Raw genomic sequence first — 13,239 nt, forward strand, 5'->3', positions numbered from 1 at the left:
CCCCGAACGCCCCTCAGGCGGCGTCGCCGGCCGCGGCGTAGCGCTCGTGCAGGGCCCGCTCGTGGGCGACGAGGTCGCGCGCACGCTTGAGGGCGCGGTGGTACTGCTTGGCGGCGACCTCGTCCTGAATGGCCAGGATGTACGGCGCCGAACTTGGCATCGCCTTCAGGATCTCGGTGGATTGCCGCACCAGCAGGTCCTCCACCTCCAGCGGATTGTCGGCGAGGTAGATCACCTGGAGGGTGACGCAGAGGCGCTTGCAGGCGGTGTCCGCCTCGCTCTCGCGGATGATCTCGCTCTCGCGCAGGAAGCGGCAATGCGTCTCGATCAGGATGTCGGCGGCCCGGTCGCCGTTGCGGATCGCCGCGCCGTTGATGATCAGGCGCTCGTGGGGCTTGAGGTTGATGCGCAGCGGCATGGCGGGTCCTCTCTCAGACGGCGCCATCCTGCATCACGATTCGTTAAGGTTCTCGCAAAGGCACGGGTGTTTGGGAGATCGGTTTAAGGCCGCCGCAAGATTTGGGGGCGCAGGGTCGGCCCGTCGTCAAAATGACGTACGCGAAAGATCGAAAAAGGATCGACCCCATGGCCTCCAGCATCACGCTGTCCGCCGCGACGCGCCAGAACCTGCTCTCGCTCCAGGACACCGCCAACCTCCTCTCCACCACCCAGTCCCGCCTGTCGACCGGCAAGAAGGTCAACTCGGCGCTCGACAACCCGACTAACTTCTTCACCTCGCAGAGCCTGACGGCGCGGTCCTCGGACCTGTCCAACCTGCTCGACGGCATCTCGAACGGCGTCCAGACCATCCAGGCCGCCAACCAGGGCATCACCTCGATCCAGAAGCTGGTCGACTCGGCGAAGTCCACGGCCAACCAAGCGCTCGCCGACAAGAGCGCCACCACGAGCGGCCAAGCGGCGGCGGCGGCGTCCGTCAGCGGCAGCAAGACCTTCCAGGGCCTTGCCGGGACGGCGGACGGCACGCAGGATTTCTCCAGCGTCGCCAAGGACGGCTCCATCGACCTCTCGCTCGACGGCGGCAAGACCTATACCACGATCCGTCTGGATTCCGAGACCCTCGCGAGCACGGCGAGCGATCTGACGAAGGTCACGGCGGATCAGGTCGTCAAGGCGATCAACAACCAGATCACCGGCAACTCGGCTCTCAAGGGCCAGGTCTCCGCGTCGGTGGCGTCCGACGGCCGCATCACCTTCTCGACCACCAGCACCGGAGCGACCCAGCAGCTCAACGTGCGGGGTTCGGGCAGCGCGACCTACGACATCGGCTTCGGCAAGGGCAGTTCCCAGACGGGCGCCAGCGTCTCCGGCACGGCCGCCACCTTCACGGCTGGTGCCGTCACCGTGGGCGCCAACCAAGCCACCTTCACCATCAACGACGGCAACCAGTCCCTCGACATCACGATCGACTCCAGCAGCCTGGACGCGGCCGGCGTCGCGCTCGGGGCCGCCGCGACGACCGACGACCGGTTGGCCGAGGCGATCCAGCGCAAGCTCAACGACGCCGGCATGGCCGTCGACGTGAGCCTCGCGGGTAGTCCGAACACCAACCTGAAGTTCACCTCCCGCGACGTCGGCTCGACATCGACGCTCACGATCGTGAACAAGACCTCGACCCTCGACATCGGCTTCGGCACGGCTGCCGGCGGCAACGGCACCAGCGTCGCCGGGACCGGGACGGCCGCGACCGGCCTCTCCTCCGTCGGCTCTGACGCCACGGACGGTTCGGCCAAGGCCGCACTCACCGGCTCCAAGGTCATCGCTGCAGCCACCGGCGGCCCGCCGGCGACCGCAGGCGGTCTCGACTTCAGTGCCGCCAACGATGCCTCGTTCACGCTGCAGCTCGGCTCCGGCCCGGCCAAGAAGATCACGCTGAACAACTCGACCATCCTGTCGACCTCGGCGGGCAAGGCGTTCACCAGCGCCCAGGACGTCGCCGACACGATCAACGCGGCCATCAAGGCGGATACCGGCCTCGCCGGCAACGTTCTGGCCAGCGTGGACGCCAACAACAAGCTCGTCGTCAGCACCACGGCGGCGGGCTCGACTCAGAAGCTCACGATCACCGCAGCGCAGGGCACGACCGTCGCCAACAACCTCGATATCGGCTTCGGCACCCAGACCTCGACGATCAACGGCACGGCCACCAACACGGCGGTCGCGCTGACCTCGTCGGGCAAGGACAGCACGGGCTCGACCAACTCCACCCGGCAGTCCCTGGCGCGGCAGTTCAACGAGCTCTTGAACCAGATCACCCAGCAGGCCAAGGACTCGAGCTACAACGGCGTCAACCTGCTCTGGCGGAGCGGCGACGATGCCAGCGAGAACACCCTGCGGGTGACGTTCAACGAGAACGGCTCGTCGAACCTCGACATCAAGGGCGTCAAGCTCGACGCGGACGGCCTCGGCCTCACCTCGGTGACCGGCGGCTTCCAGTCGGACGACGAGATCAAGGCGACCCTGAGCGCGATCACCTCGGCGACCAGCACGCTGCGCTCCCAGGCCTCGACCTTCGGCTCGAACCTCTCGGTGGTGCAGAACCGTCAGGATTTCTCGAAGAACCTGATCAACATCCTCGACACCGGCTCGGCGAACCTGACCAACGCCGACCTGAACGAGGAGGCGGCGAACTCCCAGGCCCTGTCGACCCGCAACTCGCTGGCGATCTCGGCCCTCTCGCTCGCCAACCAGTCCCAGCAGGGCATCCTGCAGCTCCTGCGCTGATCGGTTCGGACGAATCTTGAGACACGAGCGGCCGGGGCGCGAGCCCCGGCCGTTCCTCGTCGTGCGGCAGGCGCTGGATCGTGCGGCGAAGCCGATGGCGGCCCGGCGCGGGCGCGCCGCTTCCCTCATCGGACGATCGGCCGGATCCGCAGATTAGAGGGCGCCCGCGAACATCTCGTCGAAGGAATAGCCGGAGCCGCGCACGGTGCGGATCGGGTCGGGGCTGCGCGCGCGGTTGATGGCCTTGCGCAGGCGGCCGATATGGACGTCGACCGTGCGCTCGTCGATGTAGACGTCGTGACCCCAGACGCCGTCGAGGAGCTGCTCGCGGGAAAACACCCGGCCGGGGCTCTGCATCAGGAATTCGAGCAGCTTGAACTCGGTCGGGCCGAGGTGGAGTTCGCGGCCCTCCCGGCGCACCCGGTGGCTGACGCGGTCGAGCTCGATGTCGCCCGCCACCAGGAGATGCGCGACGTGGGCGGGCTTGGCGCGCCGCAGCAGGGCGCGGACCCGCGCCAGCAGCTCGGGCACGGAGAACGGCTTGACGATGTAGTCGTCGGCGCCGGTGGCGAGCCCCCGCACCCGGTCGCCCTCCTCGCCCCGGGCGGTGAGCATGATCACCGGCAGGCGCTCGGTCTCGCGCCGTGCGCGGATGCGACGGCACAGCTCGATGCCGGACAAGCCCGGCACCATCCAGTCGAGCAGGACGAGGTCCGGCACCTGCTCGCGCAGGCGCAGGTCGGCCTCGTCGCCGCGGGCGACGGCATCGACCTCGAAGCCCTCGGCTTCGAGGTTGTAGCGCAGGAGGAGCGTCAGCGGCTCCTCGTCCTCGACGATCAGGATGCGGGTGGACATGCCTGCTTCTCGGGGCGGGGCGGTCTCACGCCTCCGACCCGGCCGACACCGTGGCGTAGTTCGAGGCGTCGTTCTTCGGACGGTCGGTGGGCAGCGTCTCGCCGGTGACGAGATAGTGGATCGTCTCGGCGATGTTGGTGGTGTGATCGCCGATCCGCTCGACGTTCTTGGCGCAGAACAGGAGATGCGTGCAGAAGCTGATGTTGCGCGGATCCTCCATCATGTAGGTCAGGAGTTCGCGGAACAGCGAGGTGTAGAGCGCGTCGATGCCGCCGTCCCGCTGCCAGACGTCGTGGGCGGCCTTGGTATCCTGCGTGGCGTAGGCGTCGAGCACATCCTTGAGCTGCTCCTGCACGAGCTCGCTCATGTGCTGCACGCCGACGACGATCTTCTGCGGCTGCACTTGGTCGCTGATGGCGACCACGCGCTTGGCGATGTTCTTGGCGAGGTCGCCGATGCGCTCGAGGTCGCCCGAGACGCGGATGGCCGAGATGGTCTCGCGCAGATCGATCGCCATCGGCTGGCGCCGGGCGATGAGCAGGATCGCCTTCTCCTCGATCTCGCGCTGGAGCACGTCGAGGCGCTGGTCGGCCGCGATCACGGCCTGGGCCAGGGTCGCGTCGCGGCGCACGAGCGCGATGCCGGCATCCGCCATCATCTTCTCGGCGATGCCGCCCATCTCGGCGATGCTGCGGCGCAGGTTCTGCAGGTCCGTGTCGTAGGACGTCACGATATGGTCGGACATGGCATGGTCCCGGTACGCGAGAGGGGGATCAGCCGAAGCGGCCGGTGATGTAGTCCTGGGTCTGGCGCTTCGTCGGGTTCATGAACAGGCGGTTGGTGGGCCCGTACTCGATCAGCTCGCCGAGATACATGAAGGCGGTGAACTGCGAGATGCGCGCCGCCTGCTGCATGTTGTGGGTGACGATCGCAATGGTGAACTCGGAGCGCAGCTGCTCGATCAGCTCCTCGATGCGCCCGGTCGAGATCGGATCGAGGGCCGAGGTCGGCTCGTCGAACAGGATCACCTCGGGGCGCTGGGCCACCGTGCGGGCGATGCAGAGGCGCTGCTGCTGCCCGCCCGACAGGCCCATGCCGGATTGCCGGAGCTTGTCCTTCACCTCGTCCCACAGGGCCGACTTCCGCAGGGCCTCCTCGACGCGGTTGTCGATCTCGGACTTGGGCAGCCGCTCGTAGAGGCGGATGCCGAAGGCGATGTTGTCGTAGATCGACATCGGGAAGGGCGTCGGCTTCTGGAACACCATGCCGACCCGGGCGCGCAGCTCGTTGAGGTCGATCGACGAGTCGAGGATGTTGCGCCCGTCGAGCAGGATCTCGCCCTCCGCGCGCTGCTCCGGATAGAGGCTGTAGATCCGGTTGAAGGTGCGCAGCAGCGTGGACTTGCCGCAGCCCGACGGCCCGATCAGGGCCGTGACCTGCCGGTCGTGGAAGTTGAGGTCGATGTTCTTCAGCCCCTGGAACGAGCCGTAGTAGAAGTTGAGGTTCTTGACGGCGACGCGGATCGGGGCGGTCTCGTCGGCCTTGCTGGACCCGACGACGGGCGCGGCGGTGGCGGTGGCACTCATCGGTGTTCTCCGGCAGGGGTCGGCGGCATGGGGAGGTTCAGCGGGCCTTGCCGCCGCGCAGGAAGACGCGGGCCGTGATCGACAGGGCGAGGATCGTGACCGTGATGAGGAGCGCCCCGGCCCAGGCGAGCTGGCGCCAGTTCTCGTAGGGCGAGAGGGCGAACTGGTAGATCATCACCGGCAGGTTGGCGACGCCGCCCATCAGGTTGGGGCTGAACCAGGAATTGTTGTTGAGCGCGGTGAAGAGCAGCGGCGCGGTCTCGCCGGCGATGCGGGCGAGCGCCAGCAGGATGCCGGTGACGATGCCGGCCTGCGCGGCCCGCCACGTCACGTGCCGGATCACCAGCGAGGGTGGGGCACCGAGCGCCGCGCCGGCCTCGCGCAGGGGGCCGGGCACGAGGCGCAGCATGTCCTCGGTGGTGCGCACGATCACCGGGGTGGCGATGATGGCGAGCGCCACGCCCCCGGCCCAGCCCGAGTAGCCGCCCATCGTGCGCACCATCACGGTGTAGACGAACAGGCCGATCAGGATCGAGGGCGCCGAGAGCAGGATGTCGTTGAGGAAGCGGATCAGGTCGGCGAGCTTCGAGGTCTTGCCGTACTCGGCGAGGTAGGTGCCCGCCATCACGCCGACGGGCGTGGCCACGGCGATGCCGAGCGCGGTCATCACCAGGCTGCCGAGGATGGCGTTGGCGATGCCGCCGCCTTCCGAGCCGGGACCCGGCGTCGGCTCGGTGAACAGCGCCAGCGAGAAGCCGCGCAGGCCCTCGACGATCAGCATGATCAGGATCGAGCCGAGCACGACCGCGCCGAGCAGGGTCGAGAGCGCGCACAGCAGCTTGAGCGCCCGGTCGGCGTTGCGGCGGCTGGCGCGCACGCGGCCCCAGGCCAGCGCGGCCGGCGCGGCGGCGCCGTGGGCCGCCGGAGCGAGGTTGGTGCGGGCATCCATGACGGGGCTCCTCGGGACTCAGGCCACCTTCACGCGGCGCACCAGCAGCCGGGCGATGATGAGGACGATGAAGGTGACGACGAACAGGATGCAGCCGAGCGCCAGCAGCGCGTGGAGCTGCATCCCGTCCGCCTCGTTGAACTCGTTGGCGATGCGCGAGGCGATGGTCGAGCCCGGATCGAAGATCGAGGCCGAGAGCCGGTTGGCGTTGCCGATCACGAAGGTCACCGCCATCGTCTCGCCGAGCGCGCGGCCGAGGCCCAGCATGATCGCGCCGATGATCGAGACGGAGGCCTGCGGGAGCAGCACGTGGCGCACGACCTCCCAGGTGGTGCAGCCGATGCCGTAGGCGCTCTCGCGCAGAACGGTCGGGATCTGGTCGAGCATGTCGCGGGTGATCGAGGCCACGAAGGGCACGATCATGATGGCCAGGATGATGCCGGCCGTGAGCACGCCGACGCCCGAGGGCACCTGGGCGTACAGGAGCGTGCCGACGATCGGCAGCCCCTCGACGAGGTTCGACACCGGCACCTGGACGAAGCGCGCGAAGAGCGGGGCGAAGACGAACAGGCCCCACATCCCGTAGATGATGCTCGGCACGGAGGCGAGCAGCTCGATCGTCATCGCGACCGGCCGGCGCGCCCAGCCCGGGCAGAGCTGGGTGAGGTAGATGGCGATGCCGAGCGAGATCGGCACGCCGATGAGCAGCGCCAGCACCGCCGAGACCAGCGTGCCGATGATGGCCACCAGGGCCCCGTACTCCTCGCGCCCGACGTTCCAGGCGCTCGACGTGATGAAGCCCGGCCCGAAGGTCTGGAAGGCCGGCCAGCCGCCGTAGATGATCGAGGCCAGGATGCCGGCGAGCACCAGCAGGACGAGGAGCGCGGAGGCATAGGCGGAGAGGTGGAAGATGCGGTCCGCGATCGGACTCGGGGCGCTGCGCGCGCGCCTCGGCTCGGCGGCGAGTGCGACGTTCTCAGACAACGCGACCATCCGGGTTTCCCTTCAGTGAGCTGCCTGTAGCGCGCGAAGCGGGCCGGCGCGAGCGGGAGGTGGGCGGAACAGGGGGGCGGGACGGGGTGGACGGGGCGGGCGATGCCCGCCCCGCCGATGGATTCGCATGGCGATCCGCGCGGCGCCGGGCGGTGGGGGAGGATCCCCGCACCGCGCAGCGCCCGGCCGGCTCACATGCCGAGGACCGGCTTGCCGTCCTTGCCGGTGATCTTCTTCCACTCGTCCTTGACGAGGCCGACCACGGCCTCGGGCAGCGGCACGTAGTCGAGGTCGCTCGCCTGCTTGGCGCCGTTCTTGTAGGCCCAGGTGAAGAACTTCAGCACCTCGGCGGTGCGGGCCGGGTCGCTGGGGCTCTTGGGCACGAGGATGAAGGTCGCGGCGGTGATCGGCCACGCCTTCTCGCCGGCCTGGTTGGTCAGCGCGATGCCGAAGCCGGGCGCCGACTTCCAGTTGGCGTTGGCGGCCGCGGCCTGGAACGACTCGTCGTCCGGCATCGGGAACTTGCCGTCCTTGTTCTGGATCAGCGCCACCGGCAGGTTGTTCTGCTTGGCGTAGGCGTACTCGACGTAGCCGATCGCGTTCGGCACCTGCTTGACGACGGCGGTGACGCCCTCGTTGCCCTTGCCGCCCTGGCCGGCCGGCCAGCTCACCGTGGTGGCGGCGCCCAGCTCCTTCTTCCAGTCGGCCGAGACGTCCGACAGGTAGGTGGTGAAGATGTTCGTCGTGCCGGACGCGTCCGAACGGTAGACCGGGGTGATCGCCGCGTCGGGCAGCTTCACGCCCTCGTTGAGCTTGGCGATCTTCGGGTCGGACCACTTGCGGATCTTGCCCTGGTAGATCTCGGCCAGGACCTCGCCGGTGAGCTTGACCTCGCCCGTCTTGACGTTCGGCACGTTCACCACCGCGACGACGCCGCCCATCACGGTCGGGAACTGAACGAGACCGTCCTTCTCCAGGGTCTCGCCCTTGAGCGGCGCGTCGGTGGCGCCGAAATCGACGGTGCGGGCCTGGATCTGCTTGATGCCGCCGCCCGAGCCGATCGACTGGTAGTTCAGGCCGGTGCCGGTCTCCTTGCGGTAGGTCTCGGCCCACTTGGAATAGACCGGGAACGGAAAGGTGGCGCCGGCTCCCGTGATGTCGGCGGCCGAGGCCGGGACGACCGGGGCGGTCGCGAGCCCGATGGCGAGCGCGAAGGCGAAGGGTTTCACGATGCTCTCCGTGATTCTTGCGGTCTGGCGCGCGGCGGAGCTTGGAGGTCCGGCAAGCCGTCCATCGCCGCGGCGAGCGATAAGCCCGTACGGCGCTGGCCCTATGACAGTTGCGTGACGGATCGATGACACCCGCGGTCCGATCGATGTCGACCGCGAAATCGCATGGGACGGTCTGGGGCCTTCGTGCGTTGATCCGGCAGTGGCAACACGGGAACATCGAGGGTCCCAGGCCGTGCGGAACGCGGACGCGAGAGAGATCGGGAACGGAGAGGATCCGAACCGGGCGGCCCTGCTGGCGCTGCACGCGGAGCGGGAGGCGCTGGAGCGCCGCCTCGCCCTCGCGCGCCAGCAGCGCCTCTACCTATCGGATCCGGCGGCGATCGCGGCGGCGCAGAGCGCCGAGCAGGACCTGCTGGTCCAGCTCGACCGGCTCCTGACCCGGATCCGGGCGGCCGAGTACCGGCACCGGCCGGGCGGCCGCTCCTGGTAGAGCGGCGCGGAGCGCCTGCCGGGGAACCTTGACCGTTTCCGGCCGTTGCCGCTGCGGCGGATCCCCGTGTCGGGGCGCCGCATGGCACGCGTGCGAGAGGGAGAGGCCGATGACGGTCGGGATGGAACGGATCGGGGGCGGCGCCGAGAGGACGGAGGGAGCCTTCGGGGTCCGCTGACCCGCGCCCGCCGCGCGGTGGCGTCGCAGGCCTGGACGGATGCGAATCCGGTTCCCAGCTTCCGCGGCGACGCGCCGATCGCCCCCGGCCCCGCATTGCCGTCATTCGCCAGCCCTGTGAGAGTCGCATGATCTCCAATCCGAACGCCGTCGCCGCCCTGCAGCCCGTGACCAAGCCCGGCCTGCCCGCGACGGTGCAGCATCATCTCGGCCGCCACCTGCGTGACGCCTACGCGTCGATCGAGACGACGATTCCCGAGGCCTTCCGGGCGCTGATCGAGAAGCTCGAGGCCGCCCTCGCCGAGCAGGGCCGCGCGGTAGAGCCGGAGTTCCGCGACGGCCTGCTCTCCGCCCTGCCCTCGCTGCGGGCCTTCGCGCTGTCGCTGACCAACAACGCCGCCCGGGCCGACGACCTCGTGCAGGACACCATCCTGCGCGCGTGGCAGAACCAGCACCGCTTCCAGCCCGGCACCAACCTCAACGCGTGGCTGTTCACCATCCTGCGCAACGCCTTCTACTCCGAGCAGCGCAAGCGCATGCGCGAGGTGCAGGACGAGGACGGCTCCTACGCGGCCCGCCTGTTCACGGCGCCCGACCAGGGCCACCGGCTCGACGTGCAGGACCTGCGCGCGGGCCTCGCCAAGCTGCCGCACGACCAGCGCGAGGCGCTGATCCTGGTGGGGGCCGAGGGCCTGTCCTACGAGGAGGTCGCGCAGATCTGCGGCGTCGCCATCGGCACCATCAAGAGCCGGGTCAACCGCGCCCGCAACCGCCTCGCCGACCTCCTCGGCTACACCGAGGACGACCTCAACTCCGACCGGATGATCCAGTCGGCGATGAGCGAGGGCGCCTAAGCGCGGCCGGACCGCCTGCCTCTCAGCCTGCAACCTGCGCGAGGCCCCCGACCTTAACCGTAGATCGCGTCGGGGGCCGGGCGGCAGCGCACTCAGCACTTCCCGCCCTAGCCTTCCCTAGTGTCAGTGTGTCATGACGGCGGCACCGCTCACGCAGAGTCCGCGCCATGACGACCCTGGCCATGACGAATCCGAAGCAGACGATCGCGCCCAACCGCCTGCAGGCCGTCGCCTACATCCTGGCGACCTTCGCGTACTTCATCGCGCTGATGCAGATCGCGGCGGGCTTCCTCATTCCCTGACTCCGGCCTGCGATGCGCGACCCCGCCCGTGTCCGGAAGGCGCGCGAGAAAGAACCCCGCCGGCGGGGGCTCAGCGGGGTTGATCGGAGTCTCGCTTGTGAAGCGCGCCAATGCTACCTGGGCGCGAGCCATTGTCCAGCCCCCGCGTGCGCCTCTCGTCCACCCGGGGCGGCTCGCCGGGCTCCCACCCCGGGTCGCGGCGGTGCGGGACGACCGCGTGGACGCTCTGTCCCCGCTGACGCTATCGTTCGCCGGCTCGGGCTCGCGGCCCGGACCAGACCGGCACTCACCCCCTGTCGGGCCCCATCATGAACGCCCCTCCGGAGCCGCTCACCAGGGACGACGTGGCCTTCTCGTCGGGCCAGTTCCTGCGCCTCTTGGAGAGCATCGGCCTCACCGGCACCTGGAGCTGGCGCTTCGCCGGGGACGAGCACCGGTGGACGGCGGGCCTCTTCCGGATCCTGGGTCTGGAGCCGGGCGATCTGCGGCCGGGTTACGAGAGCTTCGTGAGCCTCATCCATCCGGCCGACCGGATGGCTTTCAGCAGCGCCGCGCAGATCCGCCAGCAGGGGCTCGTGCGCGATGCGACCTTCCGGGTGATCCGACCGAACGGGTCCCTGCGCACGCTGACGAGCCGGGGCGAGATCTATCTGGCGCCGGACGGCCGGCCGCGGAGCGCGGCGTGGTCGGTGCTGGACGTCACCGACCGGGACCTGCTCGCCCGCGCGCAGGCCCGGCAAGCCCGGCTTCGCCGCGCCACCTTCGAGCGGACCCGCAGCTGGATGCACGCGTCCCGCTACACGCCCTCCCACAGGGTCGCCTCGGCCGAGTTGCTGCAGCTGACGGGGCTGACCCAGGCGGAGTTCCGGGACGATTGGGCGCGCGGCCTCGTCCGGCAGGACCGGGCCCATATGCGCGTCTTCGTGCGGTCGCGGATCGAGGCCGGGGCGCCGTTCATCGCCGACACGCGCTTCCTGCTGGCGGAGGGCGGCCACGGCCTCTTTCGGGGCGTGTTCGTGCCGGTGCGCGGGACCTGCGGCCGGGTCGAGAGCTGGACCACCCTGTCGTTCCCGCGCGGGCGACCGCCGGGGCTGGCGGTCACGGGCGCGCTGCGGCGCGGGCTGGAGGAGAGCCTGTCGGGACGTCACCTGCACGCCGCCCGCGCGCTGCTCGACTGGTCGATGACCGACCTCGCCCGGGCGAGCGGCCTCTCGGTCTCGACGATCCGGCGGCTGGAGGCGGATGGCGGAGCAGCGGCGGCACGCAGCCGTCACGCCGCGGTCGCGGCGCTGCGGGCGAACGGCGTGGTGTTCGGGCTCCTGCCCACCGGAACGATCGCGGTCGGCCGGGCGTGAGCCGCAGCGGCGCGCCGCATCGTCCGCAGCGACCCAGCAGTTCCTGCGGGCTTCGATCCTAGACCGACAGCCAGCGGCGCACCTGCGCCTCGACCATGCCGGAGCGGGGACCGGCCTCGACGACCTGGCCGCGGTCCATCACCGCGTAGGAGTCGCAGAGGTCGCGCGCCCACTCGAAATACTGCTCCACGAGCACGATCGCCATCTCGCGCTTGGCGCGCAGGTAGCCGATGGCGCGGCCGATATCCTTGATGATCGAGGGCTGGATGCCCTCCGTGGGTTCGTCGAGGACGAGCAGGCGGGGCCGGGTGACGAGGGCACGGCCGATGGCGAGCTGCTGCTGCTGCCCGCCCGAGAGGTCGCCGCCGCGCCGGTGCAGCATGTCCTTGAGCACCGGAAACAGATCGTAGATCTCGCCCGGGATGTTGCGGTCGCGGCGCTTGAGCGGCGCGAAGCCCGTCTCCAGGTTCTCCTTGACGGTGAGCAGCGGGAAGATTTCGCGCCCCTGCGGCACGACTGCGATGCCGCGCCGCGCCCGGTCGTAGGGGGCGAGCCGGCTGATGTCCTCGCCCGCGAGGCGCACGACGCCCTTCGAGATCGGCTGCTGGCCGACGATGGCGCGCATCAACGAGGTCTTGCCGACGCCGTTGCGTCCGAGCACGGCCGTGACCTGACCGACCTCGGCCGTCAGCGACACGCCGCGCAGGGCCTGCGCCGCGCCGTAGTGGAGGTCGATCGCGTCGACGTTGAGCATGGCCTCTCCTCGCGCCCGCTCTCCCCGGGGCGTGGCAGCCGCTCTTGCAAGGATCGCGCCGCAAGGATCGCGCCGCCGGAGCGCTCTGCGCCGCGGCGGACGCCGGTCTGGCGCTGGAGGAGCGCGGAGACGCGAAGACTCGGAGCCGCGTCCGATCGCACCGCGATCGGCCGTGGCTCTAAAGGATGGAGGGGGTACGGCTCGTCGCGTCGGCCTGGGGAACCGGGCCGGACCGGGCACGGGCCTGCCGGCGGTTGAACGCCATGATCCCGCCCGCCGCCAGGGCCGCCACGCTGCCGCCGACCGGAACCCCGATCCAGGCGAAGGGAAAGCCCATCACCCCCAACACGGCCCAGGTGACCGCTCCGCCGAGGAGTGCCGCCGCCGCCAGCAGAAACATCGTCCCGTTCCTCAACACCTGCGACGGTTCAAGAGCCGGCTTCGTTGAAGAGGACGAGACGTCGTGTTGTCAACACACGGCAGAGCGAGGCCGTCCGAATCCGGATGTCCGGGTCCCGGCGGTCACTCCGCGGCCTGCTGCACCCAGCCGGCCATGCCCTGGGCATCGACCATGCCGATGGTCCGCAGCAGGGCTTGGCCGTAGCGGGTCTTGGCGAAGGTCCGCGCGTGGGCGAGGGCCTGCTCGCGGGAGATGAAGCCCTGCAGGTAGGCGATTTCTTCCAGGCAGGCCACCTGCATGCCCTGCCGGTGCTGGATCACCCGCACGAACTCGGAGGCCTCCAGCAGGCTGTCGTGCGTACCCGTGTCCAGCCACGCGTAGCCCCGCGACATGCACTCCACGTGCAGTTCGCCCCGCTCCAGATAGGCCTGGTTCACGTCCGTGATCTCGAGCTCGCCCCGCGCCGAGGGCCGCACCCTCGCCGCGATGTCGAGAACCTGATTGTCGTAGACGTACAGCCCCGTCACCGCCCAGGTCGACTCGGGCTCCT

Annotated in this window: 15 protein-coding genes; 5 read left to right on the plus strand and 10 right to left on the minus strand. The window is 69.8% G+C overall.

Annotated features, from left to right (window positions below):
- Nucleotides 1-13: 13 nt before the first annotated feature.
- Nucleotides 14-418, minus strand: coding sequence for a flagellar biosynthesis repressor FlbT (locus tag ACKUB9_RS27160; RefSeq protein ID WP_407524128.1), 405 nt, complete (start codon nt 416-418; stop codon nt 14-16).
- A gap of 167 nt (nt 419-585) precedes the next feature.
- Here ACKUB9_RS27160 and ACKUB9_RS27165 point away from each other — a divergent pair, with 167 nt between their 5' ends.
- Nucleotides 586-2,742, plus strand: a complete 2,157-nt coding sequence (locus ACKUB9_RS27165; RefSeq protein WP_407524130.1) for a flagellin N-terminal helical domain-containing protein — start codon at nt 586-588, stop codon at nt 2,740-2,742.
- 153 nt (nt 2,743-2,895) lie between these two features.
- Here ACKUB9_RS27165 and phoB read toward each other — a convergent pair whose 3' ends face one another.
- The 6 genes from phoB to pstS all read right to left on the minus strand — a co-directional run bounded on the left by phoB (nt 2,896) and on the right by pstS (nt 8,354).
- A complete protein-coding gene (gene phoB, locus ACKUB9_RS27170; RefSeq protein ID WP_407524132.1) occupies nt 2,896-3,597 on the minus strand; it encodes a phosphate regulon transcriptional regulator PhoB in 702 nt (233 codons plus the stop codon).
- A gap of 25 nt (nt 3,598-3,622) precedes the next feature.
- Entirely contained in the window at nt 3,623-4,342 is a 720-nt protein-coding gene (gene phoU, locus ACKUB9_RS27175) for a phosphate signaling complex protein PhoU (protein WP_407524134.1), read from the minus strand.
- Between the two features lie 28 nt (nt 4,343-4,370).
- Complete coding sequence (pstB, locus tag ACKUB9_RS27180) at nt 4,371-5,183, minus strand: phosphate ABC transporter ATP-binding protein PstB (RefSeq protein ID WP_407524136.1); 813 nt, start codon at nt 5,181-5,183, stop codon at nt 4,371-4,373.
- Between the two features lie 37 nt (nt 5,184-5,220).
- Nucleotides 5,221-6,132 (minus strand): phosphate ABC transporter permease PstA, encoded by a 912-nt coding sequence (gene pstA, locus ACKUB9_RS27185; protein WP_407524138.1) that lies wholly within the window; start codon nt 6,130-6,132, stop codon nt 5,221-5,223.
- An 18-nt stretch (nt 6,133-6,150) separates the two neighbouring features.
- Nucleotides 6,151-7,125 (minus strand): phosphate ABC transporter permease subunit PstC, encoded by a 975-nt coding sequence (gene pstC / locus ACKUB9_RS27190; RefSeq protein ID WP_407524140.1) that lies wholly within the window; start codon nt 7,123-7,125, stop codon nt 6,151-6,153.
- Between the two features lie 191 nt (nt 7,126-7,316).
- Entirely contained in the window at nt 7,317-8,354 is a 1,038-nt protein-coding gene (gene pstS, locus ACKUB9_RS27195; RefSeq protein WP_407524142.1) for a phosphate ABC transporter substrate-binding protein PstS, read from the minus strand.
- A 235-nt stretch (nt 8,355-8,589) separates the two neighbouring features.
- On the opposite strand from pstS, the gene ACKUB9_RS27200 reads away from it, so the two are divergent.
- From ACKUB9_RS27200 to ACKUB9_RS27215, 4 genes are all read left to right on the plus strand, one after another.
- Nucleotides 8,590-8,847 (plus strand): hypothetical protein, encoded by a 258-nt coding sequence (locus tag ACKUB9_RS27200; RefSeq protein ID WP_407524144.1) that lies wholly within the window; start codon nt 8,590-8,592, stop codon nt 8,845-8,847.
- Between the two features lie 305 nt (nt 8,848-9,152).
- The gene (locus ACKUB9_RS27205) at nt 9,153-9,878 is read left to right on the plus strand and encodes a sigma-70 family RNA polymerase sigma factor (RefSeq protein WP_407524146.1); all 726 of its coding nucleotides are present in this window, start codon (nt 9,153-9,155) and stop codon (nt 9,876-9,878) included.
- 167 nt (nt 9,879-10,045) lie between these two features.
- Nucleotides 10,046-10,180 (plus strand): hypothetical protein, encoded by a 135-nt coding sequence (locus tag ACKUB9_RS27210; RefSeq protein ID WP_407524148.1) that lies wholly within the window; start codon nt 10,046-10,048, stop codon nt 10,178-10,180.
- Nucleotides 10,181-10,488: 308 nt separating this feature from the next.
- Nucleotides 10,489-11,535, plus strand: a complete 1,047-nt coding sequence (locus ACKUB9_RS27215) for a PAS domain-containing protein (RefSeq protein ID WP_407524150.1) — start codon at nt 10,489-10,491, stop codon at nt 11,533-11,535.
- Nucleotides 11,536-11,593: 58 nt separating this feature from the next.
- On the opposite strand, the gene urtE is transcribed toward ACKUB9_RS27215, so the two are convergent.
- The 3 genes from urtE to ACKUB9_RS27230 form a co-directional block, all read right to left on the minus strand.
- Entirely contained in the window at nt 11,594-12,289 is a 696-nt protein-coding gene (gene urtE / locus ACKUB9_RS27220; RefSeq protein WP_407524152.1) for an urea ABC transporter ATP-binding subunit UrtE, read from the minus strand.
- A 178-nt stretch (nt 12,290-12,467) separates the two neighbouring features.
- Nucleotides 12,468-12,689 (minus strand): hypothetical protein, encoded by a 222-nt coding sequence (locus tag ACKUB9_RS27225; protein ID WP_407524154.1) that lies wholly within the window; start codon nt 12,687-12,689, stop codon nt 12,468-12,470.
- Nucleotides 12,690-12,811: 122 nt separating this feature from the next.
- Nucleotides 12,812-13,239: sugar phosphate nucleotidyltransferase (locus ACKUB9_RS27230; protein ID WP_407524156.1), on the minus strand; the 428-nt coding region annotated here is incomplete at its 5' end.

Source organism: Methylobacterium oryzisoli (genome assembly GCF_046557895.1).
GTDB lineage: Bacteria > Pseudomonadota > Alphaproteobacteria > Rhizobiales > Beijerinckiaceae > Methylobacterium > Methylobacterium oryzisoli.

Excerpts from the sequence above, each read along its gene's own strand:
- ACKUB9_RS27160 (WP_407524128.1), bottom strand. The coding sequence starts at position 418 with ATGCCGCTGCGCATCAACCTCAAGCCCCACGAGCGCCTGATCATCAAC.
- ACKUB9_RS27165 (WP_407524130.1), top strand. The coding sequence starts at position 586 with ATGGCCTCCAGCATCACGCTGTCCGCCGCGACGCGCCAGAACCTGCTC.
- phoB (WP_407524132.1), bottom strand. The coding sequence starts at position 3,597 with ATGTCCACCCGCATCCTGATCGTCGAGGACGAGGAGCCGCTGACGCTC.
- phoU (WP_407524134.1), bottom strand. The coding sequence starts at position 4,342 with ATGTCCGACCATATCGTGACGTCCTACGACACGGACCTGCAGAACCTG.
- pstB (WP_407524136.1), bottom strand. The coding sequence starts at position 5,183 with ATGAGTGCCACCGCCACCGCCGCGCCCGTCGTCGGGTCCAGCAAGGCC.
- pstA (WP_407524138.1), bottom strand. The coding sequence starts at position 6,132 with ATGGATGCCCGCACCAACCTCGCTCCGGCGGCCCACGGCGCCGCCGCG.
- pstC (WP_407524140.1), bottom strand. The coding sequence starts at position 7,125 with ATGGTCGCGTTGTCTGAGAACGTCGCACTCGCCGCCGAGCCGAGGCGC.
- ACKUB9_RS27205 (WP_407524146.1), top strand. The coding sequence starts at position 9,153 with ATGATCTCCAATCCGAACGCCGTCGCCGCCCTGCAGCCCGTGACCAAG.
- ACKUB9_RS27210 (WP_407524148.1), top strand. The coding sequence starts at position 10,046 with ATGACGACCCTGGCCATGACGAATCCGAAGCAGACGATCGCGCCCAAC.
- ACKUB9_RS27215 (WP_407524150.1), top strand. The coding sequence starts at position 10,489 with ATGAACGCCCCTCCGGAGCCGCTCACCAGGGACGACGTGGCCTTCTCG.
- urtE (WP_407524152.1), bottom strand. The coding sequence starts at position 12,289 with ATGCTCAACGTCGACGCGATCGACCTCCACTACGGCGCGGCGCAGGCC.
- ACKUB9_RS27225 (WP_407524154.1), bottom strand. The coding sequence starts at position 12,689 with ATGTTTCTGCTGGCGGCGGCGGCACTCCTCGGCGGAGCGGTCACCTGG.